At 73.2% G+C, this 24,606-nt stretch carries 22 protein-coding genes; 13 read left to right on the plus strand and 9 right to left on the minus strand.

Features of this window, described 5'->3' with window-relative positions:
* The first annotated feature begins 17 nt into the window (after nucleotides 1–17).
* The 6 genes from whiA to secG all read left to right on the plus strand — a co-directional run bounded on the left by whiA (nucleotide 18) and on the right by secG (nucleotide 5,414).
* The gene (whiA, locus tag AB0302_RS03800) at nucleotides 18–980 is read left to right on the plus strand and encodes a DNA-binding protein WhiA (protein WP_366370565.1); all 963 of its coding nucleotides are present in this window, start codon (nucleotides 18–20) and stop codon (nucleotides 978–980) included.
* A 184-nt stretch (nucleotides 981–1,164) separates the two neighbouring features.
* On the plus strand, nucleotides 1,165–1,791 hold the full coding sequence (locus AB0302_RS03805) for a superoxide dismutase (RefSeq protein ID WP_319074342.1): 627 nt from the start codon (nucleotides 1,165–1,167) through the stop codon (nucleotides 1,789–1,791).
* Between the two features lie 135 nt (nucleotides 1,792–1,926).
* A complete protein-coding gene (gene gap, locus AB0302_RS03810) occupies nucleotides 1,927–2,937 on the plus strand; it encodes a type I glyceraldehyde-3-phosphate dehydrogenase (RefSeq protein WP_366370566.1) in 1,011 nt (336 codons plus the stop codon).
* A gap of 103 nt (nucleotides 2,938–3,040) precedes the next feature.
* Entirely contained in the window at nucleotides 3,041–4,288 is a 1,248-nt protein-coding gene (locus tag AB0302_RS03815; protein ID WP_366370567.1) for a phosphoglycerate kinase, read from the plus strand.
* Nucleotides 4,289–4,290: 2 nt separating this feature from the next.
* Entirely contained in the window at nucleotides 4,291–5,079 is a 789-nt protein-coding gene (gene tpiA / locus AB0302_RS03820; RefSeq protein WP_366370568.1) for a triose-phosphate isomerase, read from the plus strand.
* Nucleotides 5,080–5,162: 83 nt separating this feature from the next.
* The gene (gene secG, locus AB0302_RS03825; protein ID WP_248117010.1) at nucleotides 5,163–5,414 is read left to right on the plus strand and encodes a preprotein translocase subunit SecG; all 252 of its coding nucleotides are present in this window, start codon (nucleotides 5,163–5,165) and stop codon (nucleotides 5,412–5,414) included.
* 151 nt (nucleotides 5,415–5,565) lie between these two features.
* On the opposite strand, the gene AB0302_RS03830 is transcribed toward secG, so the two are convergent.
* The 5 genes from AB0302_RS03830 to tkt are packed head-to-tail and all read right to left on the minus strand — an operon-like array spanning nucleotide 5,566 to nucleotide 13,031.
* Nucleotides 5,566–6,507: a glucose-6-phosphate dehydrogenase assembly protein OpcA gene (locus tag AB0302_RS03830; RefSeq protein WP_366370569.1), complete on the minus strand. Its 942-nt coding sequence runs from the start codon at nucleotides 6,505–6,507 to the stop codon at nucleotides 5,566–5,568.
* Nucleotides 6,504–8,075, minus strand: coding sequence for a glucose-6-phosphate dehydrogenase (zwf, locus tag AB0302_RS03835; RefSeq protein ID WP_366370570.1), 1,572 nt, complete (start codon nucleotides 8,073–8,075; stop codon nucleotides 6,504–6,506). Before zwf ends, AB0302_RS03830 begins: the two co-directional genes overlap by 4 nt.
* Nucleotides 8,065–9,672, minus strand: coding sequence for a glucose-6-phosphate isomerase (locus AB0302_RS03840; protein WP_366370571.1), 1,608 nt, complete (start codon nucleotides 9,670–9,672; stop codon nucleotides 8,065–8,067). Before AB0302_RS03840 ends, zwf begins: the two co-directional genes overlap by 11 nt.
* A gap of 41 nt (nucleotides 9,673–9,713) precedes the next feature.
* Nucleotides 9,714–10,829: a transaldolase gene (tal, locus tag AB0302_RS03845; RefSeq protein WP_319074334.1), complete on the minus strand. Its 1,116-nt coding sequence runs from the start codon at nucleotides 10,827–10,829 to the stop codon at nucleotides 9,714–9,716.
* 21 nt (nucleotides 10,830–10,850) lie between these two features.
* Entirely contained in the window at nucleotides 10,851–13,031 is a 2,181-nt protein-coding gene (gene tkt, locus AB0302_RS03850; protein WP_366370572.1) for a transketolase, read from the minus strand.
* Between the two features lie 234 nt (nucleotides 13,032–13,265).
* Between tkt and AB0302_RS03855 the strand changes: the two genes are divergently transcribed.
* Entirely contained in the window at nucleotides 13,266–14,252 is a 987-nt protein-coding gene (locus tag AB0302_RS03855; RefSeq protein WP_366370573.1) for a heme o synthase, read from the plus strand.
* Nucleotides 14,253–14,337: 85 nt separating this feature from the next.
* On the opposite strand, the gene AB0302_RS03860 is transcribed toward AB0302_RS03855, so the two are convergent.
* From AB0302_RS03860 to AB0302_RS03870, 3 genes are all read right to left on the minus strand, one after another.
* A complete protein-coding gene (locus AB0302_RS03860; RefSeq protein WP_366370574.1) occupies nucleotides 14,338–15,291 on the minus strand; it encodes a COX15/CtaA family protein in 954 nt (317 codons plus the stop codon).
* Between the two features lie 63 nt (nucleotides 15,292–15,354).
* On the minus strand, nucleotides 15,355–16,107 hold the full coding sequence (locus AB0302_RS03865) for an ABC transporter permease (RefSeq protein WP_366370575.1): 753 nt from the start codon (nucleotides 16,105–16,107) through the stop codon (nucleotides 15,355–15,357).
* Complete coding sequence (locus tag AB0302_RS03870) at nucleotides 16,104–17,069, minus strand: ABC transporter ATP-binding protein (RefSeq protein WP_366370576.1); 966 nt, start codon at nucleotides 17,067–17,069, stop codon at nucleotides 16,104–16,106. The genes AB0302_RS03865 and AB0302_RS03870 overlap by 4 nt, the downstream gene beginning before the upstream one ends.
* Before the next feature lie 140 nt (nucleotides 17,070–17,209).
* Here AB0302_RS03870 and AB0302_RS03875 point away from each other — a divergent pair, with 140 nt between their 5' ends.
* The 5 genes from AB0302_RS03875 to AB0302_RS03895 all read left to right on the plus strand — a co-directional run bounded on the left by AB0302_RS03875 (nucleotide 17,210) and on the right by AB0302_RS03895 (nucleotide 21,839).
* On the plus strand, nucleotides 17,210–17,914 hold the full coding sequence (locus AB0302_RS03875; protein ID WP_298986132.1) for a helix-turn-helix domain-containing protein: 705 nt from the start codon (nucleotides 17,210–17,212) through the stop codon (nucleotides 17,912–17,914).
* 72 nt (nucleotides 17,915–17,986) lie between these two features.
* A complete protein-coding gene (gene sufB / locus AB0302_RS03880; RefSeq protein WP_248117034.1) occupies nucleotides 17,987–19,459 on the plus strand; it encodes a Fe-S cluster assembly protein SufB in 1,473 nt (490 codons plus the stop codon).
* On the plus strand, nucleotides 19,460–20,701 hold the full coding sequence (sufD, locus tag AB0302_RS03885; protein WP_366370577.1) for a Fe-S cluster assembly protein SufD: 1,242 nt from the start codon (nucleotides 19,460–19,462) through the stop codon (nucleotides 20,699–20,701).
* A 47-nt stretch (nucleotides 20,702–20,748) separates the two neighbouring features.
* Complete coding sequence (sufC, locus tag AB0302_RS03890; protein ID WP_248117039.1) at nucleotides 20,749–21,516, plus strand: Fe-S cluster assembly ATPase SufC; 768 nt, start codon at nucleotides 20,749–20,751, stop codon at nucleotides 21,514–21,516.
* Nucleotides 21,513–21,839, plus strand: coding sequence for a metal-sulfur cluster assembly factor (locus AB0302_RS03895; RefSeq protein ID WP_248117041.1), 327 nt, complete (start codon nucleotides 21,513–21,515; stop codon nucleotides 21,837–21,839). The genes sufC and AB0302_RS03895 overlap by 4 nt, the downstream gene beginning before the upstream one ends.
* 90 nt (nucleotides 21,840–21,929) lie before the next feature.
* Here the strand turns inward: AB0302_RS03895 and AB0302_RS03900 are convergent, their stop codons facing one another.
* The gene (locus tag AB0302_RS03900) at nucleotides 21,930–22,871 is read right to left on the minus strand and encodes a neutral zinc metallopeptidase (RefSeq protein ID WP_248117043.1); all 942 of its coding nucleotides are present in this window, start codon (nucleotides 22,869–22,871) and stop codon (nucleotides 21,930–21,932) included.
* Nucleotides 22,872–22,990: 119 nt separating this feature from the next.
* On the opposite strand from AB0302_RS03900, the gene AB0302_RS03905 reads away from it, so the two are divergent.
* Complete coding sequence (locus AB0302_RS03905) at nucleotides 22,991–24,589, plus strand: ABC-F family ATP-binding cassette domain-containing protein (protein WP_248117045.1); 1,599 nt, start codon at nucleotides 22,991–22,993, stop codon at nucleotides 24,587–24,589.
* Nucleotides 24,590–24,606 lie beyond the last annotated feature (17 nt).

A 24,606-nucleotide genomic window follows, 5' to 3' on the forward strand; every position in this document is an offset into this window, starting at 1 on the left:
CCAGAAGGAGGCCGAGCGTGGCCCTGACCATGACCCTGAAGGAAGAGCTGGCGCGCGTGCCGGTGGGCTCGACGTCCGAGCGGCGGGCGGAGACCGCCGCCATGCTCCGGTTCGCCGGGGGACTGCACCTCGTCTCCGGCCGCGTGGTCATCGAGGCCGAGCTGGACCACGGGGCGAGCGCCCGCCGCCTCCGGGCCGCGATCACGGAGCTGTACGGCCACACGACCGAGATCGTGGTGGTCTCGGGCGGGAACCTGCGCCGGGGCCAGCGCTACGTCATCCGCGTGGTGCGGGGCGGCGGGGACCTCGCGCGGCAGTCCGGGCTGCTGGACCTTCGCGGCCGCCCCGTGCGGGGCCTGCCGGCGGTGCTCGTGAACGGCACCCGCGGGGACACCGCCGCCGTGTGGCGCGGCGCCCTGCTCGCCCACGGCTCGCTCACGGAGCCCGGCCGCTCCGCCGCCCTCGAGGTCACCACGCCCGGCCCGGAGGCAGCCCTCGCCCTCGTCGGCGCCGCGCGGCGCCTCGGCGTCGGCGCCAAGGCCCGCGAGGTCCGCCAGGCGGACCGCGTCGTCGTGCGGGACGGCGAGGGGATCGCGACCCTCCTGACGGCGGTGGGTGCGGAGCAGACCGCCACGCTGTGGCAGGAGAGGCGCGAGCGCAAGGAGGTCCGGGCCACGGCCAACCGGCTCGCCAACTTCGACGACGCCAACCTGCGCCGCTCGGCCCAGGCCGCCGTCGCCGCCGGGGCCCGCGTGGAGCGCGCCCTCGAGATCCTCGGCGCAGACGTGCCGGACCACCTGCTCGAGGCCGGACGCCTCCGGATCGCCCACAAGGAGGCCTCCCTCGACGAGCTCGGCCGCCTCGCGGACCCGCCCATGACGAAGGACGCGATCGCCGGTCGCATACGCCGCCTCCTGGCGATGGCCGACAAGCGGGCCGCGGAGCAGGGACTGCCGGGGACCTCCGACACCGGATCCTGAACGCCGGATCCAGCGCACCGATCCCGAGTGCCGGATCCCGAGTGCCGGGGCGGTGGGCCATGGCGCCGCAGGGCCCCGCGCGATCAGAATGGTGGCGTACGGAATACGCCGCCGAGAGGCGGAGTTCGCACCAGGTGACGGCCACGGGCGCCCCGCCCGCGGTCCCGCCGACGAAGGAGGAAGCATGACGGAGTACGTTCTGCCGGAGCTGGACTACGACTACGCGGCCCTGGAGCCGCACATCTCTGCGCGCATCATGGAGCTGCACCACTCGAAGCACCACGCCACCTATGTGAAGGGCGCCAACACCGCGCTCGAGAAGCTCGCCGCCGCCCGCGACGCCGAGGACTTCTCCGCCGTCAACCAGCTCTCCAAGGACCTGGCGTTCAACCTCGGCGGCCACACGAACCACTCGATCTTCTGGAAGAACCTCTCCCCGGAGGGCGGCGACAAGCCCACGGGCGAGCTCGCCGCCGCGATCGACGAGCACTTCGGCTCGTTCGAGAAGTTCCAGGCGCACTTCACCGCCGCCGCCCTCGGCATCCAGGGCTCCGGCTGGGCCGTGCTGGCCTACGAGCCCATCGGCGGCAACCTGGTCATCGAGCAGTTCTACGACCAGCAGAACGGCGTCCCCGTGGCGACCATCCCGCTGTTCCAGCTGGACATGTGGGAGCACGCCTTCTACCTGGACTACCAGAACGTGAAGGCCGACTACGTGAAGGCGGTCTGGAACATCGTGAACTGGGCCGACGTCCAGGCCCGCTTCGAGGCGGCCCGCTCCGGCGCCCGCGGCCTCGTCCTCCCGGCCTGACCCGCCCGGCCCCGCAGCGCGCAGGGCGGCGCGCATCCTCCTCCACGGAGGCGTGAGCGCCGCCCTTCGCCGTGTGCGGACGCAGGAACCCGAAGATCCCGAACCCCCAGAGCCAGATCGACAAGAGGGAACCCCATGACCAAGATCGCCATCAACGGATACGGCCGCATCGGACGCAACGCCGTCCGCGTGCTCCTCGAGCAGGGCCACGACGACCTCGAGCTGGTCGCGGTGAACGACCTCGCGAGCACGGAGGACCTCTTCTGGCTCACCAAGTACGACACCATCCTCGGCCGATTCCCGGGCGAGCTGGAGCTCACCGACAAGGGCTTCCGCATCAACGGCAAGGAGGTGGCCTTCTTCTCCGAGAAGGACCCCTCCGTGCTGCCGTGGGGCGAGCTCGGCGTGGACGTCGTGGTGGAGTGCACGGGCATCTTCACCACGGGCCCGAAGGCCAAGGCCCACCTGGACGCGGGCGCCAAGAAGGTCCTGCTCTCCGCACCCGGCAAGGAGGTCGACGGCACCTTCGTGATGGGCGTCAACGAGGAGGACTACGACTCGGCGTCCATGGACATCGTCTCCAACGCGTCCTGCACCACCAACTGCCTGGCCCCCATGGTCAAGGTGCTCAACGACGAGTTCGGCATCGTCGACGGCATCATGACCACGATCCACGCGTACACGGGCGACCAGAACCTGCACGACAACGTGCACACGAAGGACCGCCGCCGTGCCCGCGCCGCCGCGCAGAACATGGTCCCCACCTCGACCGGCGCCGCCAAGGCGATCGGCGAGGTCATCCCGGAGCTCAAGGGCAAGCTGGACGGCTTCGCGATGCGCGTGCCGACCATCACCGGCTCCGCCACCGACCTCACCGTCGAGCTGACCCGCCACGTGGAGGTCGAGGAGGTCAACGAGGCCTTCCGCAGGGCGGCCGAGTCCGAGCGCCTCAAGGGCCGCCTCGTGTACTCCGAGGACCCGATCGTCTCCTCGGACATCGTGACCTCCCCGGCCGCGTGCACCTTCGACGCTCCCCTGACGAAGTCCATCGGCCAGACCGTGAAGATCATCGGCTGGTACGACAACGAGTACGGCTACACGTGCCAGCTCATGGACATGGCGTCCCACATGGGCCGCCAGCTCTGACCTGCTGAGCACCCCCGACGGCCCGGCCCGGTGGCATCCCACCGGGCCGGGCCGTCTGCCTAGACTGACCACGTACGCGCACGACGCACCCCAGGAGGCACGCATGACCGCCCAGACCCTGACCGACCTGCTCGAGGCCGGCGTCGCCGGACGCACCGTGCTCATCCGCTCGGACCTCAACGTCCCGCTGGACGGACAGACCGTCACCGACGACGGCCGCATCCGCGCCTCCCTCCCGGCCGTCAAGGCCCTCGCCGACGCCGGCGCCCGCGTCGTCGTGATGGCGCACCTCGGCCGCCCCCAGGGGGAGCCGGACCCGAAGTACTCCCTGAAGCCCGTCGCCGCCCGCATGGGCGAGCTGCTCGGCGCCCCCGTCGCGCTGGCCGAGGACGTCACCGGCCCCTCCGCGCGTCAGAAGGCCGCGGGCCTGGAGGACGGCCAGGTCCTCCTGCTCGAGAACGTCCGCTTCGACGCCCGGGAGACCTCCAAGGACGACGCCGAGCGCGCCGAGCTGGCCTCCGAGATGGCGGCCCTCGCGGGCGAGGACGGCGCGTACGTGGGCGACGCCTTCGGCGCGGTGCACCGCAAGCACGCCTCCGTCTTCGACATCGCCTCCCAGCTGCCCGCCCACCAGGGCCCGCTCGTGGCCGCGGAGCTCGAGGTCCTGACGCGCCTCACCGCCGACCCGGAGCGCCCCTACGTCGTGGCGCTCGGCGGCTCCAAGGTCTCGGACAAGCTCGCCGTGATCGAGAACCTGCTGGACACCGCGGACGTCCTGCTCATCGGCGGCGGCATGCTGTTCACCTTCCTCAGGGCCCAGGGCCACGAGGTCGGCGCCTCCCTCCTCGAGGAGGACCAGCTGGAGACCGTCCGCGGATACCTCGAGCGCTCGGGCAAGGACGCCGCCGAGATCGTCCTGCCCACCGACATCGTCATGGCCTCCGGCTTCGCGGCCGACGCCGAGCACGAGGTGCTGCCCGTCGACGCCCTCACCGCGGGGGCGCACGGCGCCTCCGCCCTGGGGCTGGACATCGGCCCCGCCACCGCGGAGGCGTTCGCGGAGCAGGTCCGCGAGGCGAAGACCGTGTTCTGGAACGGCCCCATGGGCGTGTTCGAGTTCCCCGCCTTCGCCGAGGGCACCCGCGCCGTGGCGCAGGCGCTCACGGACGTGACGCGCGACGGCGGCCTCTCCGTGGTGGGCGGCGGCGACTCCGCCGCGGCCGTGCGCTCCCTCGGCTTCGAGGACGAGGCCTTCGGCCACATCTCCACCGGAGGCGGCGCCTCCCTCGAGTACCTCGAGGGCAAGGAGCTGCCCGGCGTCAGCGCCCTGCAGGGCGGGACGGAGGCCTGAGCATGGCCCCGGCGCGCACCCCGCTGATCGCGGGCAACTGGAAGATGAACATGGACCACCGCGAGGCGGTCACCCTGGTGCAGCGTCTCGCCTGGCTGCTGCAGGACGCCGGCCACGAGCAGGAGCACGTGGAGGCCGCGGTGTTCCCGCCCTTCACCGACCTGCGCGCGGTGCAGACCCTCGTCACGGGGGACCGCATCGAGCTCGCCTACGGCGCGCAGGACCTCTCCCCGGAGGACTCCGGCGCGTACACGGGCGACGTCTCAGGCGCGTTCCTGAACTCGCTCGGCTGCGCCTACGCGATCGTCGGGCACTCCGAGCGCCGCACGATCCACGGCGAGGACGACGCCCTCGTGGCGCGGAAGGCCGCCGCCGCGCTGCGCCACGGGCTCGCCCCCGTGGTCTGCGTGGGCGAGGGCCTCGAGGTCCGGCAGGCCGGCCGTCACGTCGAGCACACCGTGGAGCAGCTGCGCGGCTCCCTCGCGGGGCTCTCCGCCGAGGACGCCGCGCGCGTCGTCGTCGCCTACGAGCCCGTGTGGGCCATCGGCACCGGCGAGGTCGCGAGCGCCGGGGACGCCCAGGAGATGTGCGCGGCGCTGCGCGCGGAGGTCGCCCGCATCCACGGCGACGACGTCGCCGCCGGGATGCGCCTGCTCTACGGCGGCTCGGTGAAGTCCTCGAGCGCCCCCGAGCTGCTCGCCCAGCCGGACGTGGACGGCGCCCTCGTGGGCGGCGCCAGCCTCGACGCGGACGAGTTTGCTAGGATCGTCCGGTTCGACGCGGCCGCCTGAGCGGGCGCGCAGACGAGATGACCTTCGGAGCCGGTCCCGGTGCGTGACGCCCGGGGCCGGGCCGTGACCCTAAGGAGCGGACCGTGGACGTCCTGACCCCCATCCTGCAGATCCTCGTCGTGGTGCTCAGCGTGGTGATCGTCCTCCTGGTGCTCCTGCACAAGGGGCGCGGCGGCGGCGTGTCGGACATGTTCGGCGGCGGCGTGACCACGTCGATGAGCTCCTCGGGCTCCGCGCAACGCCTCCTGACCCGCGTGACGGTGGCATCCGTGGTCCTGTGGGGCGCGTCGATCATCGCCATCGGTCTCATCGGCCGCCTCAGCATCGACTCCTGAACCCCGGCCCGGCCACGCCGGCGGGCCACGCCCGCCCGCCGGCCACGCCCCGCCGTGACGCCCGCCGAGACGAGGACCCCACGATCCGCCATGGATCGCGGGGTCCTGTCACGTCGGGAGCCTCGCGTGTCCGGGGCCGCCGAGCTCCCCGTCAGCGCTCGCTCGCCTGCACCGCGGAGAGGTCGGCGAGGGGCAGGCCCTCGTGGAGCACGGCGCCGAACACCTCGTCCGGGTCCAGGCGGCGCAGCTCCTCGGCCAGGCAGTCCTGGTCGGAGCGGCGGGGCAGCGCGATGCGCTGCACGGGGCGGCCCTGCTGGTAGAGCCGGGCCACCTGGGACTGCGAGCGTGAGAGGACCACGTCGCCCTCGGGGCGGCGCAGCCGCACGGACCGGATCCCGCGCCCGACCTTGGAGTGCGCGATGGTCACGGGGATCCGCAGGCCCAGCGTGAGCCATGAGGCCAGCAGGAGCGTGCTGGGGGAGTCCGGGGCGCCGTCCACGCTCACGGAGGTCAGGCTCCGCGCGTCGAGGTTGTCCAGGATCCCGGCCACCTGGATGCGCCACAGCGTCAGGCGGGTCCAGGCCAGGTCCGTGTCCCCGTCGCGGTGGCCGGCGCGCAGGCCCCACAGCGCGGACTCGGCGTGGGCGGAGGCGCCCGAGTCGGTGATGCGCCGGTGGGCGAGGCGGCCCAGCGGCGTGGCGGAGGGCACCGCGGGCGGCAGGCCCGGCCACCACGCCACGATCGGGGCGTCGGGCAGCAGGAGCGCCCCCACGAGGGACTCGTCGGCCTGCGCGTTGTCCCCGGTGCACCACAGGATCACGACGTCGGACGCGCCGGCGTCCCCGCCCACGCGGATCTCCGCGTCGAGGCGGGTCGGCGCAGCGGGGTCGCCGAGCGCGAGCACGATGATCCGGCAGGGATGCTCCAGCGAGGCCGCGTTGGCGGCCTCGAGGGCGGACTCGATGCCGGCGTCGTCGGTGCTGATCACGAGGGTGAGCACGCGGCCGAGGGCCACGACTCCGCCCTTCTCCCGCAGGCGGGTGAGGCGCTTGGCCACGTGGGAGGTGGTGGTGTCCTGCATGCTGATCCTCACGGCCGCCTCCATGCTCGTCCGTCGCGGGCCATGAGGGCGTCCGCCGAGGGCGGACCCCACGTCCCGGGCGCGTAGGGCTCGGGCTGCGCGTCGAGGGAGGCCCAGTGCTCCTCGAACGGGTCCACGATGCGCCAGGACTGCTCCACCTCCGCCTGCCGCGGGAACAGCGGAGGCTCGCCCAGCAGGACGTCCAGGATGAGGCGCTCGTAGGCCTCGGGGGAGTCCTCGGTGAACGCGTGGCCGTAGCCGAAGTCCATGGTCACGTCGCGGACCTCGGACTGGGTGCCTGGCACCTTGGAGCCGAAGCGGATGGTCACGCCCTCGTCCGGCTGCACGCGGATGACGATCACGTTCTGCCCGTACTCGTCCCCGGCGTGCACCGGGAACAGCAGGTGCGGGGGCTTCTTGAACACGACGGCGATCTCCGTGACCCGCCGGCCGAGGCGCTTGCCCGCCCGCAGGTAGAACGGCACGCCCTGCCAGCGGCGCGTGTGGATGCCCACCTTGAGGGCCGCGAAGGTCTCCGTGGTCGAGGCCGGGTTGAACCCCTCCTCGTCGAGGAAGCCCGTGACCTTCTCCCCGCCCTGCCAGCCGCTCGTGTACTGGCCGCGGGCGGAGGCCGCCTCGAGCCCGGCGGGCGTGTCCGGCACCTGCACGGCGGCGAGGACCTTCTCCTTCTCCGCGCGCAGGTGGTCGGCGTCGAAGGAGATGGGCTCCTCCATCGCGGTGAAGGCGAGCAGCTGGAGCAGGTGGTTCTGGATGACGTCGCGGGCCGCGCCCACGCCGTCGTAGTAGCCCGCGCGGCCTCCGATGCCGATGTCCTCGGCCATGGTGATCTGCACGTGGTCCACGTGGTCTGCGTTCCACAGCGGCTCGAAGATCCGGTTGGCGAACCGGAAGGCCAGGATGTTCTGGACCGTCTCCTTGCCGAGGTAGTGGTCGATCCGGAACACGGCGTCGGAGGGGAAGACGCGCTCGATCACGGCGTTGAGCTCCTGCGCGCTGGCCAGGTCATGGCCGAACGGCTTCTCGATCACCACACGCCGCCACGGGCCGTCGGCCGGCTGGGAGCGGTCCGCGAGGCCCTGGTCCGCGAGGTGGCGGGAGACGGCCTCGAACCAGTCCGGCGGGATCGAGAGGTAGAACACCGCGTTGCCGGCGGTCCCGCGGGTGGTCTCGAGCTCCGCGAGGATGTCCCGCAGGCGTGCGTAGGCCTCGGCGTCGTCGAACGCGCCCGAGACGAACCGCAGCCCCCCGCGGAACTGGTCCCACACCGTCTCGTCGAACGGGGTGCGGGAGGCCGCCTCGACGGAGGCCCGCACGTAGTCCGCGAACTCGTCGTCGGACCAGTCACGGCGTCCGAACCCCACGAGGGAGAACGAGGGCGGCAGGAGGCCGCGATGGGCGAGGTCGTACATGGCGGGCAGCAGCTTCTTTCGCGCGAGGTCACCCGTCACCCCGAACAGCACGAGCGAGGACGGCCCGGCGATGCGGGTCAGGCGGCGGTCGCGCGGGTCGCGCAGGGGGTTGGACGGGCGGCCGGCGCGCACAGGGAGCTCAGCGGCCACGGGCGGCGTCCCGCAGGGCGGCGATCCCGGCGGCGCGCCGGGGCAGGTGCACCGTGATCACGGGGCGCCCGAGCGCGCGCAGCACGTCGGCGTCGCCGGAGGCCTGCGCGGCGATCAGGCGGCCGAGGGAGAACGGGCGGTCCGGGACCTCCACGTCCGTCCCGGCCGCGCCGGTGACCTGCAGGAACACTCCCGTGGCGGGGCCGCCCTTGTGGTACTGGCCGGTGGAGTGCAGGAACCGCGGGCCCCAGCCGAAGGTCACCGGACGCCCGGCGAGCTCGGCGAGCTCCGAGCGGATCCCGGCGAGCTCGGCGTCCGCGTGGCGCGAGAGGTAGGCCTGCACGGCCAGGTAGCCGCCCGGCGGGATGAGCCCGACGACGGCGCCCAGGGCCGAGCGCAGGTCCGCGGACTCCGTGACGGCGGCGGGGCCCGAGACCTCGACGCCCTGGAGCACGGCACCGGACTCCGCGGGGCCGGCCGGTGCGTCGAGCAGCGCGCGGGCGGCGGCCTTGGCGGCCTCCACGTCCGGCTGGTCGAACGGGTTGATCCCCAGCAGGCGGCCGGCCACGGCGGTGGCCACCTCCCAGGTGAGCATCTGGGCGCCGAGGGAGCCCGAGACGCGCAGGCCGTGGGCCGGGGCGTCGTCCTCGGGGACGTCGGCGCCGACGATCTGGACCTGGAGGAGGTCACCCGCGGCGGAGACGGTCTCCGGGTCGCCGGGGGCCACGACGACGGGCAGCAGGCCCGTCCCGTCCTTGCCCGTGGACTCGGCGAGGAGCTGCTCGGCCCAGTCCCCGAAGCCGGGGAGGCCGGAGCCGAGGTCGGAGATCACCAGCTTGTCGCGCAGCGGGCTCGTGCCGCCGATCGCGGCGCCGAGCCGCAGCCCGGGGTTCTCGACGTCGTCCGCGGTGAGCAGGCCTGCGACGGACTCCGCCTCGTCGAGGAGGGCGGCGACGTCCGCGCCGGCCAGGCCCGCGGGCACGAGGCCGAACGCGGTGAGGGCGGAATAGCGCCCGCCCACGGTCGGGTCGGCCGTGAAGACGGCGCGGTAGTGGGCGGCCTCGGCAGCCTCGTGCAGGGGCGAGCCCGGATCCGTCACCACCACGATCCGCTCGGCGGGGTCGACGCCGGCCTCGCGCAGCGCGCGCTCCACGATGCGCCGCTGGGAGTCGGTCTCGACGGTGGAGCCCGACTTGGAGGAGACCACCAGCACGGTCCGGTCCAGGTCACGGCCGATCACGTCGGCCACCTCGAGGGGGTCGGTGGAGTCCAGCACCTCGAGGGGGACGCCGGCGGCGGCCGCGATGACCTCGGGGGCGAGGGAGGAGCCGCCCATGCCGGCGAGGACCACGCGGGTCAGGCTCGCGCGGCGCAGCTCGGCGGCCAGGGCCTCGACGTCCGCCACCACGGCCCGCGCGTCGGCGAACGGCGAGATCCAGCCCAGGCGACGCGCGGCCTCGTCCCGGGCCTGCTCGCCCCACAGGGTGGCGTCCTGGGCGCCGAGGCGGGAGGCGACGCGGTCCTCCAGGAGGGCGGGCAGGTGACGGTCGATCGCCTCGAGGGCGGATCCGGTGGCGGTCAGGCCGAGCGTGCTCATGGTGGTCCTTCCGGGTGCGGTGGAGGTCGGTCGGGCTGTGCTCAGCGGTGGGCGTCGAGGCCGGCGCGCACGGAGTCGAGCAGCTCGGCCCACGCGGACTCGAACTTCTGCAGGCCCTCGGCCTCCAGCTGCTCGACGACCTCGGTGTAGGAGACGCCCGCGGCGCCGATCGCGTCGAGGTCGGCCTCGGCCTGGGCGTCGGCGCGGGTGACGGTGTCACCCGTGACCTCGCCGTGGTCCGCGAAGGCCTCGAGGGTCTTCTCCGGCATGGTGTTCACGGTGCGGGGGGCCACGAGGCCGGCGACGTACAGGGTGTCCGGCAGGGCGGGGTCCTTCACGCCGGTGGACGCCCACAGGGGGCGCTGCACGGGGGCGCCGGCGGCCTCGAGGAGACGCCACCGCTCCGTGTCGAGGGCCTGCGTGAAGGCCCGGTACGCGAGGCGCGCGTTGGCGAGGCCGGCCCTGCCGGTCAGGCCGTCGGCGTCGCCACGGCCGCCCGCGCGCAGGCGCGCGTCCACCTCGGTGTCCACGCGGGAGACGAAGAAGGAGGCCACGGAGTGGATGCGGGAGAGGTCGTGGCCGTTCTCCCGGGCCTGCTCGAGGCCCGACTGCCACGCGTTGAGCACCTCGCGGTAGCGGGGCAGGGAGAAGATGAGCGTCACGTTCACGCTGATGCCCTCGGCGAGCACCGCGGAGATGGCCGGCAGGCCCTCCACCGTGGCGGGGATCTTCACCATGAGGTTCGGGCGGTCCACGACGGCGGCCAGCTCGCGGGCCTGCGCGATCGTCCCGTCGGTGTCCCGCGCGAGGCGGGGGTCCACCTCGATGGACACGAAGCCGTCCGCTCCACCCGTCGCCTCGTGCACGGGCGCAAGGACGTCTGCGGCGCGGCGCACGTCCGTCGTCGTCAGCGCCGTGACGGCGTCGTCGACGGTGGCACCGGCCGCGGCGAGCTCGGCCAGCTGCGCCTCGTAGGCGTCCGCGTCCTTCAGGGCAAGGGCGAAGATGGAGGGGTTCGTCGTCACGCCGGTCACGGAGCGGGTCGCGATCAGCTCCTCGAGCGTGCCCGAGTCCAGGCGCGTGCGGGAGAGGTCGTCCAGCCACAGGGACACGCCGGCCTCGGCGAGGGCGGCGGTGCGGGGGTTCTTCTCGGTCATGGGAGGCGCCCTTCGTTCGGTTCAGAGCAGGCCGCGGGCCGTGGCCGCGACGTTCTCGGGGGTGAAGCCGTACTCGGCGAGGAGGAGGGGCCCGTCGGCCGACTCGCCGTAGTGCTCGAGGCTCACGCGGGCCCCGCGGGATCCGGCGGTGACGGTGTGCTCGAACCACGGCTGGGCGATCCCGGCCTCCACGGAGACGCGGACGGGCGCATCCGGGCCGTCGGGGAGGACCTCGGCCCGGTAGGCCTCGTCCTGCTCCGCGAACCACTCGAGGCACGGGGCGGAGACCACGCGGGTGGGCACGCCGTCGGCCTGCAGCAGGCCCCGCGCGCCCAGCGCCACCGGCACCTCGGAGCCGGTGGCGATCAGCAGGACGCGCGGCGCGGCGGGGGAGCCGTCCGGGCCGGCCGCCTCCGCGAGCACATAGGCCCCGCGGGCGGTGCCGGAGGCCGCGGCGAGCGCGCCCTCCCCACGGTCGAGCACGGGGACGTTCTGCCGGGTGAGCACGAGGCCCGCGGGGTGCGTGCGGCGCTCGAGCACGGTGCGCCACGCCCACGCGGTCTCGTTCGCGTCGGCGGGGCGCACGACGTCGAGGCCCGGGATCGCGCGCAGCGCGGCGAGGTGCTCCACGGGCTGGTGGGTCGGCCCGTCCTCGCCGAGACCGACCGAGTCGTGCGTCCACACGTAGATGCTCGGCACGCCCATGAGGGCCGCGAGGCGGACGGCGGCGCGCTGGTAGTCGGCGAACTGGAGGAACGTGCCGGCGTACGCACGGGTCAGCCCGCCGATCGTGATGCCGTTGACGATCGCGCCCGCCGCGAACTCGCGGATGCCGAAGTGCAGGGTGCGGCCGTACGGGTCGCCCTGCCACGTGCTCGTGGAGCGGCGTGCGGGGACGAAGGAGGGCTCGCCCTTCATGGTGGTGTTGTTCGAGCCGGCGAGGTCGGCGGAGCCGCCCCACAGCTCGGGCATCACGGGGGCGAGGGCGGTCAGGACCTCGCCGGAGGCGGCGCGCGTGGCGATGCCCTTCGCATCGGCGTCCCAGGTGGGGAACGCCTCGGCGAAGCCCTCGGGCAGATCGCCGGCGGTCAGCCGGTCGAAGAGGCGGGCGCGCTCCGGGTTCGCCTCGCGCCACGCGGCGAGGGCCTCCTCCCACTGCGCGCGGTAGGCCTTCGAGCGCTCGCCCACGGCGCGGGCGTGCTCCAGGAGGCCCGGCTCCACCGCGAAGTGCTCCTCGACGTCGAAGCCGAGGTGCGCCTTGAGCTCACGGACCTCGTCCTCGCCGAGCTTCGCGCCGTGGATGCCGCCGGTGTTCTGCTTCGTGGGGGAGGGCCAGCCGATCACGGTGCGCAGCTTGATCAGGGAGGGGCGCCCGGTCTCGGCCTTCGCCGCGGCGAGGGCCTCGTAGAGCCGCTCGACGTCCTCCGTGTACTCGGAGACGTCGTGCCCCTGGGCGCCGTTGGTCCAGTCGACCTCCTGCACGTGCCAGCCGTAGGCCTCGTAGCGGGCGGCGACGTCCTCAGTGAAGGCGATGTCGGTGTCGTCCTCGATGGAGATGCGGTTCGCGTCGTAGACGACCACGAGGTTCCCGAGCTCCTGATGACCGGCGAGCGAGCACGCCTCGGCGGTCACGCCCTCCTGGACGTCGCCGTCCGAGGCGATCACGAAGACGTGGTGGTCGAAGGGCGAGGTCCCGGGGGCGGCGTCGGGGTCCAGCAGGCCGCGCACCCGCCGCTGGTCGTACGCGAAGCCGACCGCGGAGGCCAGGCCCTGGCCGAGCGGGCCCGTCGTCATCTCCACGCCGGGCGTGTGGCGGTACTCCGGGTGGCCGGGGGTCAGGGATCCGCGGGTGCGCAGGGCCTCGAGGTCCTCGACCTCGAGGCCGTACCCGGCGGCGAAGAGCTGCAGGTAGAGGACGAGGGAGGCGTGGCCCGCCGAGAGGATGAACCGGTCTCGGCCGGCCCAGCGGTCGTCGACCGGGTCCAGGTGCATGACGTTCTGGAAGAGCTGCCACGCCACCGGCGCGAGCGAGATCGCAGTGCCGGGGTGGCCGTGGCCCGCACGCTCCACCGCGTCCACGGCGAGGACCTTGAGCGTGTCCACCATGCGGCGGTCGGCGTCGTCGTACACGAACTCCCGCGCGGGCGGCACGCGGTCCAGAGCGGGGATGGGCCCGGCGGCGGGGGACGGGGCGTCGGTCACGGGACTGCTCCTGGCATGTGGGGGACATCGGGGCGCGCCGTCGGGATCGCTCCCGACGGGCGGCGTCCCCGCCAGCCTAGCCCGCGGACCCCCGGCCGGTCCCGGAGTGACGCCCGCCTCCCCGGGCGCGCCGCGGGGCCCGCGGGTAGGATGGAGCAGGGCCCCGTGCAGGGCGTGGAGGTTTCCCCGCGCCCCGTCCCCGGCCTGACCCCGTCCCCTCACCGTGAGAAGCAGATGTCATCCTCCGTGGAGTCGCACTCCCCAGCACCCGCCGCCGACGTCCGGTCGGCCCCAGCGCCCGAGCGGCCGCCGGTCCCCCTGGGCCGGAAGCTGCGCGCCTACCTGGAGCTCACCAAGCCCCAGGTGATCGAGCTCCTGCTGGTGACCACGCTCCCCACCATGATCTTCGCCCAGCGCGGATTCCCGGACCTCACCACCATGATCGCCACCCTCGTGGGCGGTGCCATGGCGGCCGGCGCCTCCGGCGCGTTCAACTGCTACATCGACCGGGACATCGACCGGATCATGAAGCGCACCGAGCGCCGGCCCCTCGTCACGGGCGAGCTCACCCCGCGGGAGGCCCTGGTGTTCTCGTGGACCCTCGCTGTCCTCTCCGTGCTGGTCCTCGGCTTCGGCGCCAACTGGCTGGCGGCGGGCCTGGGCGTGGCCGCCATCTTCTTCTACGTGGTGGTCTACACGCTGATCCTCAAGCGCCGCACGGAGCAGAACATCGTGTGGGGCGGGATCGCCGGCTGCTTCCCCGTGCTGATCGGCTGGGCCGCGGTCCGCGGCACGGTCGAGTGGCCCGCCCTCGTGCTCTTCACCGTGATCTTCCTGTGGACCCCGCCGCACTACTGGCCCCTGTCCATGAAGTACAAGCGGGACTACCAGGAGGCGGACGTCCCCATGCTCGGGGCCGTCGCCTCAGCGCGTCTCGTGTCCAACCAGGTGGTGCTCTACGCGTGGGCCACCGTGGTGTGCTCGCTGCTGCTGGTGCCCATGGGCTGGGCCGGCATCGTGTACACGGCCGTGGCGCTCGGCGTCGGCGGCTGGTTCGTGTGGGAGGCCCACGTCCTCCAGCGCCGCGCGCAGCGCGAGGACTTCGACGACCGCAAGGCCATGAAGGTCTTCCACCTCTCCATCACGTACCTGACGCTGCTGTTCGTGGCTCTGGCCATCGACCCGTTCGTGGGCGTGCCGCTCATGCGCTTCGGCGCCTGAACCGGCCCTCGGCCCCGTCACCACCACGGCCCCGCATCCTCCGGCCGGAGGATGCGGGGCCGTTCTGCGTCTCCGGCGCGGGTTTTCAGTGCCCCGGCGTGACGTGTCCGCTGGTCTGGCGCTGCCACGCCAGGGTGCCGGCGACGACGGCGACCGTGGCGCCGGCCAGGTGGGCCGCCACGACCCCGATGGGCAGCCCCGCGACGTGCTGCCAGTAGCCGAGGATCCCTTGAAGGACGACGGCCGCCAGCAGGAACCAGGCCGAGGACCGCTGGCCCGCGCCGGAGCCGCGCGTGCGGTGGATGAGCACCAGCAGCACCACCGTCGCGATGACCGTGAGGTAGACCGGCACGACGTGCAGGCGGGTGATCATGACGGCGTCGAAGCCGTGCCGGGCCGCCGCCGGGTCGCCGGAGTGCGGACCGGTGCCGGTCACGAGGGTGCCCAGGACGAGGGCGGCCCAGAGGGCGGCGTACGCGACCCGGGCGGCCAGGCGCGTGCCGGGGGTGGTGACGCCGTCCACGAGGGGTGCGCCCGCGCCGTGGCGGTGCGCCTCCCGCACCCGCAGCCACAGCATGGCCGCGAGGGCGATGAGCACCCCGGAGATGACGAAGTGGACGCCCACGATCCGGGGGTCCAGGTGCATCCACACGGTGATGCCCCCGATGACGGCCTGGAGCGCGATGCCCGCCAGGAGCAGGCACGCGAGCAGGAACGACGTGCGGTGCGTGCGGCGGAGGGGCCAGAGCTGCACGATCATGAGCAGGGCGATGACCCCCAGGACGCCCGTGAGGGTCCGGTTGCCGAACTCGATGATGCCGTGGATGCCCATCTCCGGCGTGGTGGTGAGGGATTCGGGCGTGCACTTCGGCCACGTGGGGCAGCCCAGTCCGGAGCCGGTGAGCCGGACGGCCCCGCCCGTCACCACGATGACCATCTGGGAGATGAGGGAGGCGAGGGCGAGGGCCACGGTGGTGGCGGTGATGCGGGAGGGGTCCGCCGCGCCGGCGGCACGGTGGGAGGAGGATGAAGCGGTCACGAGAACCGGTCCTTTGCGGGGTCGAGGGTGGGTCGGGGGAGCAGGGTGGGCGGTGCCGGGCCGTCAGGGGCGCCAGCGGAACCAGCGCAGGGCGGCCAGCACGGCCGCTGCGGTCCACGCCACGAGGACGACGAGGGGCAGCGGCTCCCACGCGCCGTCGAGCAGGGCGCCGCGCAGGGCCGCGCCGAGGGCGCCCGAGGGCAGGAGCTCGAGCCAGCCCCACCGCGGCGGGAACACGGTGCCGCCGACCGCGCCGAACAGCACCCACAGCAGGTTGGCGGCGGCGAGGGTCGCCTCGGGGCGCGCCGTGCCCGCCAGGAGCAGGCCGAGGGCGGTGAACGCCGCCGCGCCCAGCACGAGGGCGACGGCGGCGGGCAGGATCCCCGCCGGGTCCGGCCGCCAGCCCAGCGCGAGGCCGACGCCGCCGATCACCGCGGTCTGGACCACGAGCAGGACGGCGACGGACGCGGCCTTGCCGGCGACCAGCCCGAGCGTGCCGAGCGGCGTCGTGGCGAGCGCGGCGAGCACGTCGTAGCGGCGCTCGAAGCCCGTGGAGATCGCGGTCGCCGTGAAGGCCGAGCTGATGACGGCCAGCGCGAGGACGCCGGGGACGGCCACGTCCAGGCCGGAGCGGGAGGGCGCGTCCAGCAGACCGGTGGCGTGCACGCCGATCAGCGCGAGCAGCGGCAGGATCAGGGTGACCATCAGCTGCTCGCCGTTGCGCAGGGCCGTGCCGGTCTCGTAGGCGGCCTGGCGCGCCACGCGGGAGCCCAGGGGGGCGGCTCCGGCGTGGGGGGCGGCGGTGGGGGTGCTCATGCGGCGCTCTCCTGGAGGATGTGCTCGAGGCGCAGGCTCGCCCGGTCCCAGCGCGTGGGCAGCAGGCCGTGGGCCCGCCACGTGCCGGCGAGGGCCTCGAGGTCGGCGGGGGTGCGCACGCCCGTGACCCGGACGCTGGGGGAGTCGGGCAGCGGGCGGGCGGTGAAGGGGGCGCGCAGGGCCGCGGACCACGCGCGCACGTCGGCGGGCCGCGCCTGCGCGAACTCCACGTCCACGACGTCGCCGGCCTCCACGCGGGTCAGCTCGGCGAGGGAGCCGGCGCGCACCACGCGTCCGGCCCGGAGGATCGCCACGTCGTCGGCGAGGCGCTCGGCGTCGTCGAGCAGGTGGGTGGTCAGCAGCACCGCGGCGCCGCGCGCGGTCTGCTCGCGGATGACTTCGTGGACGACGGGGCGCGTCTCCGGGTCCAGCCCGGCCGTCGGCTCGTCCAGGAAGAGCATGTCCGGGCGGCCGACGAGGGCCGCGGCGAGCGCGACGCGCTGGCGCTGGCCGCCGGAGAGGCGGCGCAGGGAGCGGCCGGCGACCTTCGCGATCAGCAGGCGCTCGAGCAGCGCCTCCGGGTCCTCGGGGCAGCGGTAGAGCGAGGCCACGTGCGTGACGAACCGGCGCGCCGTCACCGAGGGCGGCAGCCCGCCCTCCTGCCACATGACGCCGATGCGGGCGCGCAGGTCCGCGGAGGCGCGCCAGGGGTCGCGCCCGAAGACGCGGACCGTGCCGGCGTCCGGACGGTCCGTGCCGTGGCACAGGCCCAGCGTCGTGGACTTGCCCGCGCCGTTGGGGCCGAGCAGGACGGTCACGGCCCCGGCGCGGGCGGTGAGGTCCACCCCGCGCAGCACGGGCGTGCGGGCGCGCCCGCGGCCCAGGCTCCGGTGGGCGTCCCGCAGGCTCAGCGCCGGCACGGGTGCGTCGGTGTGGGCGTCGTCGGGGGAGGTGGGGGGCACCGGTCCAGTCTAGTCGGGCGGGCCGGCGGTGCCCGGTGCCGCGGGCGGGGCGTCCCGGGTGACGCGCGACACCGGTGCCGAGAGCGGACAAAGGGCCCCCTCACTTGAACGGTTCCAGATCATTACGTCATCATGGACTGGTGTATTCCGAACTGCCCGTCCCCGCGCATGACGCCGCGCCCGCCCCGGCACCCGCCGAGGGCACGCGCGAGCGCGTCCTGCAGCTGGTCCTCACGCGCGGGCCGGTGAGCGCAGCCGAGATCGGCCGTGAGCTGGAGCTCACCGCCGCGGCCGTGCGCCGCCACCTCGACGCCCTCGAGGAGGAGTCCCTCGTGGCCGTGAAGCTCGTCAGCGCCGCCCGCGGAGCGGGCCGCCCCTCCCGCCGGTACGTGGTGACGCAGCACGCCCAGCGCCGTCTCGGCGACGACCACCTCTCGGTCGCCGTCGACGCGATCGACCGCCTCGCGGAGCTCGGCGGCGAGGGCGAGGTCCGCCGCCTCGCGCGCGGGGCCTTCCGCGACGTCGAGCGGAGGTTCGACGCCGCCGTCGCCGGCGTGGACCTGCCGCTGGAGGAGCGGACCGCCGTGCTCGCCAGGGTGCTCGACGCCGCCGGATTCGCCGGCACGCTGCGCCACCTGGGCGAGGGGCTGGCCCCCACCCTGCGGGCCGACCAGGTGTGCCAGGGCCACTGCCCCCTGCAGGGCCTGCCGGCCCGCTACCCGGAGTTCTGCGAGGAGGAGGCCGCCCTGTTCGCGCGCCTGCTCGGCGTCGACGTGCGCCGGCTCTCCACCCTCGCCACCGGCGGGCACGTGTGCACCACGCACGTGCCCCTGGGCCGCACGTGAGGCCGCCCGCCGGCCCCGAGAAGACCACCCGACCGTCCGACCACCCCGAACACCGCAACGAGAGAGGCTGAGATGACAGACCAGATCGTCCAGCGGGAGACCACGGAGACCGCCGATCCCGGCGTGATCGCCGAGATCCTCGAGAAGAACCCCGAGTTGAACGCCATCGGCGCCTACCAGTACGGCTGGGCCGACTCCGACGCGGCCGGCGAGAAGGCCGTGCGCGGCCTGAACGAGGACGTCGTGCGCGACATCTCCGCCAAGAAGTCCGAGCCGCAGTGGATGCTCGACCTGCGCCTCAAGGGCCTGAAGTACTTCGAGCGCAAGCCGATGCCCGCGTGGGGCCCGGACCTCACCGGCATCGACTTCGACAACATCAAGTACTTCGTGCGCTCCACCGAGGGCCAGGCGAAGTCCTGGGAGGACCTGCCCGAGGACATCCGCAACACGTACGAGCGCCTCGGCATCCCCGAGGCGGAGCGCGACCGCCTCGTGGCGGGCGTCGCCGCCCAGTACGAGTCCGAGGTCGTCTACCACCAGATCCGCGAGGACCTCGAGGCCCAGGGCGTGCTGTTCCTCGACACCGACACGGCCCTCAAGGAGCACCCGGAGGTGTTCGAGGAGTACTTCGGCACCGTAATCCCGGTGGGCGACAACAAGTTCGCCTCCCTGAACACGTCCGTGTGGTCCGGCGGCTCCTTCGTGTACGTGCCCAAGGGCGTGCACGTGGACATCCCGCTGCAGGCCTACTTCCGCATCAACACGGAGAACATGGGCCAGTTCGAGCGCACGCTGATCATCGCGGACGAGGACTCCTACGTGCACTACATCGAGGGCTGCACCGCCCCGATGTACAAGTCGGACTCCCTGCACTCCGCCGTGGTGGAGATCGTGGTGAAGAAGAACGCCCGCGTGCGCTACACCACCATCCAGAACTGGTCCACCAACGTGTACAACCTGGTGACCAAGCGTGCCGTGGTCGAGGCCGGCGGCACGATGGAGTGGGTCGACGGCAACATCGGCTCGAAGGTCACCATGAAGTACCCCGCGGTGTACCTCACGGGTGAGCACGCCACCGGCGAGACGCTCTCCGTGGCCTTCGCCGGCGCCGACCAGCACCAGGACACGGGCTCGAAGATGGTGCACATGGCCCCCAACACCTCCAGCTCGATCGTCTCGAAGTCGATCGCCCGCAACGGCGGCCGGGCCGCCTACCGCGGGCTCGTGCAGGTGGACGAGGGCGCCAAGGGCGCCGCGAACTCGGTGGTGTGCGACGCGCTGCTCGTGGACACGGTCTCCCGCTCGGACACCTACCCGTACATCGACATCCGCGAGGACGACGTGACCCTCGGCCACGAGGCCACGGTGTCCCGCGTCTCGGAGGAGCAGCTCTTCTACCTCCAGAGCCGCGGCCTCTCCGAGAGCGAGGCCATGGCGATGATCGTGCGCGGCTTCATCGAGCCGATCGCGCGCGAGCTGCCGATGGAGTACGCCCTCGAGCTGAACAAGCTGATCGAACTGCAGATGGAAGGGTCGGTGGGCTGAGTGGCCGAGACCATGGATGTGACCGAGCGCAATCTCATTCCGGGCATGGGGGAGGAGGGCGAGAAGCTCGCCGTCACCCAGGAGGCCCCGAAGGCCGCGGCGCAGCCGCGCCGCACCGGCGGCTCCCGCGCGGACCGCGTGAGCTCGTACGAGCTCGCCGACTTCCCGGTGCTCACCGGGCGCGAGGAGGACTGGCGGTTCACCCCGCTCAAGCGCCTGGGCGGGCTGCACCTGCCCGGCGGCGACGACGCGCGGCTCACCGGCGCGGCACCGACCGTGACCGTGTCCGAGCACGAGGGCGTCTCCGTGGAGACCGTCTCTCGCGAGGACGCGCGCGTCGGCTCCGTGCTGACGCCGGACGACCGCGTCTCCGCCGCGGCGTGGGCCTCGACCTCCGAGGCCGTCGTCGTGACGGTCGCGGCGGGAGCCGAGGTCGCCGAGCCGATCCGGATCGAGGTGACCGGCGCAGGCCCCCAGGCCGCCGCCGCGCACCTGACGGTCATCGTCGAGGAGAACGCCCAGGCCGACGTCGTGATCCGCCACCGCGGCTCCGCCGTGCTGGCCCAGAACGTCGAGTTCGACGTGCGCCGGGACGCCCGCCTCAACGCAGTCTCCCTGCAGGCGTGGGACGAGGGCGCCGTGCACGTGTCGGCGCAGCAGGCCTCCGTGGCCACGGGCGCGCACCTCACGCACGTGACCGTCTCCCACGGCGGCTCGCTGGTGCGCCTCACCCCGACCGCGCGCTTCTCCGCCGAGCGCGGCGAGGCCCGCCTCTACGGCCTCTACTTCGCCGACGCCGGCCAGCACCTCGAGAGCCGCCTGTTCGTGGACCACAACCAGCCGAACTGTGTCTCGGACGTGCTCTACAAGGGCGCGCTGCAGGGCGCCGACGCGCGCACCGTGTGGGTGGGCGACGTGCTGATCCGCAAGGAGGCCGAGGGCACGGACACGTACGAGAAGAACCAGAACCTGCTGCTCACCGACGGCGCCCGCGCCGACTCGGTGCCGAACCTCGAGATCGAGACCGGCGTCATCGAGGGGGCGGGCCATGCGTCCGCCACCGGACGGTTCGACGAGACCCAGCTGTTCTACCTCATGGCCCGCGGCATCCCGGAGTCGGAGGCGCGCCGCCTGATCGTGCGCGGCTTCCTCAACGAGATCATCCAGAAGATCGGCATCGCCGACGTCGAGGACGAGCTCACCACCGTCATGGAGGATGAGCTGCGCATCGCCGCGCTCTGAGCCCACCTCCCGCTCACCCCACCTTTTTCTTCCAAGGAGAACCGCACATGGCAACCCTGCAGATCACCGACCTGCACGTGCAGATCGAGACCGACAACGGCCCCAAGGAGATCCTCAAGGGCCTGAACCTCACCCTGAACACGGGCGAGACGCACGCCATCATGGGCCCCAACGGCTCCGGCAAGTCCACCCTGGCCTCCACCATCGCCGGCCACCCCCGCTACGAGGTGACCTCCGGGTCCATCACCCTGGACGGCGAGGACGTCCTGGAGATGGGCGTGGACGAGCGCGCGCAGGCGGGTCTCTTCCTGGCCATGCAGTACCCCGTGGAGATCCCGGGCGTGACCATGACCAACTTCCTGCGCACCGCCAAGACCGCGCTGGACGGGGAGGCGCCCTCGCTGCGCACGTGGACCAAGGACGTCAAGGGCGCCTTCGAGGCCCTCCAGATGGACCCCGCGTTCATGAACCGCAACGTCAACGAGGGCTTCTCGGGCGGCGAGAAGAAGCGCGCCGAGATCATGCAGCTCGAGCTCTTCAAGCCGAAGTTCGCGATCCTCGACGAGACCGACTCCGGCCTCGACGTGGACGCCCTGCGCATCGTCTCGGAGGGCGTGAACCGCGCCGCCGAGGCGAACGAGATGGGCACGCTGCTCATCACCCACTACACGCGCATCCTGAACTACATCAAGCCCCAGCACGTGCACGTGATGGTGGCCGGCCGCATCGCCGAGTCGGGCGGCCCCGAGCTCGCCGCGCAGCTCGAGGCCGAGGGCTACGCCCGCTTCGAGCAGGCCGCAGAGGTCTCGGCATGACCGAGGCCGCCGCGCAGACGCCCACGGAGGACGTCCGTGAGGCCCTCAAGGACGTCATCGACCCCGAGCTCGGGGTGAACGTGGTGGACCTGGGCCTGCTCTACGGCCTGCACTACGCCGAGGACGGCGCGCTGCTCGTGGACATGACCCTGACCACCGCCGCGTGCCCCCTCACCGAGGAGATCGAGGACCAGGTCTCGCGCGCCATCGGCACCATGGTGGACGAGTGGCGCCTGAACTGGGTCTGGATGCCGCCGTGGGGTCCCGAGCGGATCACCGAGGACGGCAAGGACCAGATGCGGGCCCTCGGCTTCAACATCTGACCCGGCCCCGGTCCCGGAACGACGTCGGGCCACCACCTCCGCGCGGAGGTGGGGGCCCGACGTCGTTCCGGGGAGACCGCGGGAGCGCCCTCAGATGTCCAGCGTGCTCGCGGTGAACGTGTTGCACTGCTGGATGTCCGGCTCGGCCTGGCGGCCGTTCTGGTAGCCGCGCATGAACCAGCCCATGCGCTGCTCCGAGGTGCCGTGCGTGAAGCTGTGCGGGTCGACGCGGCCGCGGGCCTGCTCCTGGATGTGATCGTCGCCCACGGAGGCCGCGGCGTCGATCGCCTGGCGCAGCTGCGCGTCCGAGATGGGCTGCAGGAACGGCTCCCCGGACTCCGGGTCCGTGGTCACCGTGCCGTGGCCGGCCCACATGCCGGCGAAGCAGTCGGCCTGGAGCTCGGCCTTCACCGAGCCCGAGGTGGCGCCCGTCGTGCCGTCCCGCGAGTACTCCAGGTAGCCGACCACGTTCTGCACGTGGTGGCCGTACTCGTGCGCGACGATGTACTCCTCGGCCAGGGGGCCGCCCTCGGCGCCGAAGTCGCGCTGGAGGGTGCCGAAGAAGGACGTGTCGAAGTACATGGACTCGTCGGAGGGGCAGTAGAACGGGCCGGTGTCCGAGGACGCGGCGCCGCAGCCGGTGTTCACCTGGCCGGAGAACAGGGTGAGCTTCGGTTCGCGCCAGTCGATGTTGGAGTACCGGCCGAGGTACCCGCCCCAGAACTGGTCGGCGGCCTCGGTGGTGGCGATCACGCGGCAGTCCACGTTGCGGTTCGCGTCGTCGCCGGTGCTGCACTCCGACGGGGAGACCGGCTGGTCCGTGCCCCCCGTGGTCTGCTGCTGGTACTGGCCCTGGCCGGAGGTGGCCGAGCCGGTGTCGATGCCGAGCTGGTCGGCCAGCCCGGGCGCGAAGATGGCCAGGAGCAGCGCCAGCAGGCCGCCGCCGCCGCCGATCGCGGCGCCCCGGCCGAGGCCCCCGCCGCCGCCGGAGGCGCGGCCCGCGTCGAGCTGCACGTTGGAGTTGAAGGTCATGAGGCCTGAGTCTAGACGGACTAGACTGGGGCGGCGCGGCCCCGGGCCCCTCGGCCCTTCGCGCGCCCTCGACCGGTCCGCTGCGGCCGCCCCCACACCCCCAGGAGCTCCACCCCCTCATGCTCACCGTCACGGATCTCGAACTGCGCGTCGGCGCCCGCCTGCTCATGGACGAGGTGAACTTCCGCGTGGACAAGGGGGACAAGGTGGGCCTGGTGGGGCGCAACGGCGCCGGCAAGACCACCCTCACGAAGGTGCTCGCCGGCGGCGGACAGCCCGCCGGGGGGACCGTCACCCGCTCGGGTCGGATCGGCTACCTCCCGCAGGACCCCAAGGTGGAGGACATGGACCAGTCCGGCCGCGACCGGATCCTCTCCGCCCGGGACCTGGACCAGACCATCCGCCGCATGCGCGCCGCGGAGGAGGGGATGGCGGCGGACGACGACGCCGAGCGCGAGAGGGCCATGAACCGGTACTCGCGGCTCGAAGCGGAGTTCGCCGCCCGCGGCGGGTACGCGGCCGAGTCCGAGGCCGCCCGGATCACCTCGAACCTGGGCCTGCCGGACCGCGTCCTGGACCAGCCGCTGCACACGCTCTCCGGCGGCCAGCGCCGCCGCGTGGAGCTCGCCCGCATCCTCTTCTCGGACGCGGACATCATGCTCCTCGACGAGCCCACCAACCACCTGGACCACGACTCGATCGTGTGGCTGCGCGAATACCTCAAGACGTACTCCGGCGGCCTGCTGATGATCAGCCATGATGTGGAGCTCATGGAGATGACCGTGAACAAGGTCCTCTACCTCGACGCCAACCGCCAGGTGATCGACGTCTACAACATGTCCTGGAAGAACTACCTGGCCCAGCGCCAGCAGGACGAGTCCCGCCGCCGCCGGGAGTTCGCCAACGCGGAGAAGAAGGCCTCCGCGCTGATCTCCCAGGCGGAGAAGATGCGGGCCAAGGCCACGAAGGCCGTGGCCGCGCAGAACATGATCAAGCGCGCCGAGCGCCTCATGCGGGACGTCGAGGGCGAGCGCGCGCAGGACCGCGTGGCCGCCATCCGCTTCCCCTCGCCGCAGCCCTCGGGCAAGACGCCGCTGCGCGCGGAGAACCTCTCCAAGTCCTACGGATCGCTCGAGATCTTCACGGGCGTGGACCTGGCGATCGACCGCGGCTCCCGCGTGGTGATCCTGGGCTACAACGGCGCGGGCAAGACCACGCTGCTGCGCATGCTGGCCGGTGCCGAGACCCCGGACACGGGCGGCGTGGAGGCCGGGCACGGCCTCAAGCTCGGCTACTTCGCCCAGGAGCACGACACCCTCGACCAGGACGCCTCGGTGCTCGACAACATGCGCCACGCCGCGCCGCAGCTGGGGGACACCCAGGCGCGCACGCTGCTGGGCTCGTTCCTCTTCCAGGGCGACGACGTGGACAAGCCCGCGCGGGTGCTCTCCGGCGGCGAGAAGACCCGCCTGGCCCTGGCCACGCTCGTGGCGTCCTCCGCCAACGTCCTGCTGCTCGACGAGCCCACCAACAACCTCGACCCCGCCAGCCGCGAGGAGATCCTCAACGCGCTGCGCCGGTACGAGGGCGCCGTGGTGCTCGTGACCCACGACGAGGGTGCCGTCCAGGCGCTCGCCCCGGAGCGCGTGGTGCTGCTGCCGGACGGCGTCGAGGACCTCTGGAACGACGACTACCTGGACCTCATCACCCTGGCCTGAGCGGCCGGCCGGGGCCG

The sequence above is a fragment of the Micrococcus sp. NPDC078436 genome (assembly GCF_040702705.1).
Lineage (GTDB): Bacteria > Actinomycetota > Actinomycetes > Actinomycetales > Micrococcaceae > Micrococcus.

Coding starts and splice junctions, on each gene's coding strand:
- AB0302_RS03805 (WP_319074342.1), top strand. CDS start 1,165: ATGACGGAGTACGTTCTGCCGGAGCTGGACTACGACTACGCGGCCCTG.
- gap (WP_366370566.1), top strand. CDS start 1,927: ATGACCAAGATCGCCATCAACGGATACGGCCGCATCGGACGCAACGCC.
- AB0302_RS03815 (WP_366370567.1), top strand. CDS start 3,041: ATGACCGCCCAGACCCTGACCGACCTGCTCGAGGCCGGCGTCGCCGGA.
- tpiA (WP_366370568.1), top strand. CDS start 4,291: ATGGCCCCGGCGCGCACCCCGCTGATCGCGGGCAACTGGAAGATGAAC.
- AB0302_RS03840 (WP_366370571.1), bottom strand. CDS start 9,672: ATGAGCACGCTCGGCCTGACCGCCACCGGATCCGCCCTCGAGGCGATC.
- tal (WP_319074334.1), bottom strand. CDS start 10,829: ATGACCGAGAAGAACCCCCGCACCGCCGCCCTCGCCGAGGCCGGCGTG.
- AB0302_RS03855 (WP_366370573.1), top strand. CDS start 13,266: ATGTCATCCTCCGTGGAGTCGCACTCCCCAGCACCCGCCGCCGACGTC.
- AB0302_RS03865 (WP_366370575.1), bottom strand. CDS start 16,107: ATGAGCACCCCCACCGCCGCCCCCCACGCCGGAGCCGCCCCCCTGGGC.
- sufB (WP_248117034.1), top strand. CDS start 17,987: ATGACAGACCAGATCGTCCAGCGGGAGACCACGGAGACCGCCGATCCC.
- sufC (WP_248117039.1), top strand. CDS start 20,749: ATGGCAACCCTGCAGATCACCGACCTGCACGTGCAGATCGAGACCGAC.
- AB0302_RS03895 (WP_248117041.1), top strand. CDS start 21,513: ATGACCGAGGCCGCCGCGCAGACGCCCACGGAGGACGTCCGTGAGGCC.
- AB0302_RS03900 (WP_248117043.1), bottom strand. CDS start 22,871: ATGACCTTCAACTCCAACGTGCAGCTCGACGCGGGCCGCGCCTCCGGC.
- AB0302_RS03905 (WP_248117045.1), top strand. CDS start 22,991: ATGCTCACCGTCACGGATCTCGAACTGCGCGTCGGCGCCCGCCTGCTC.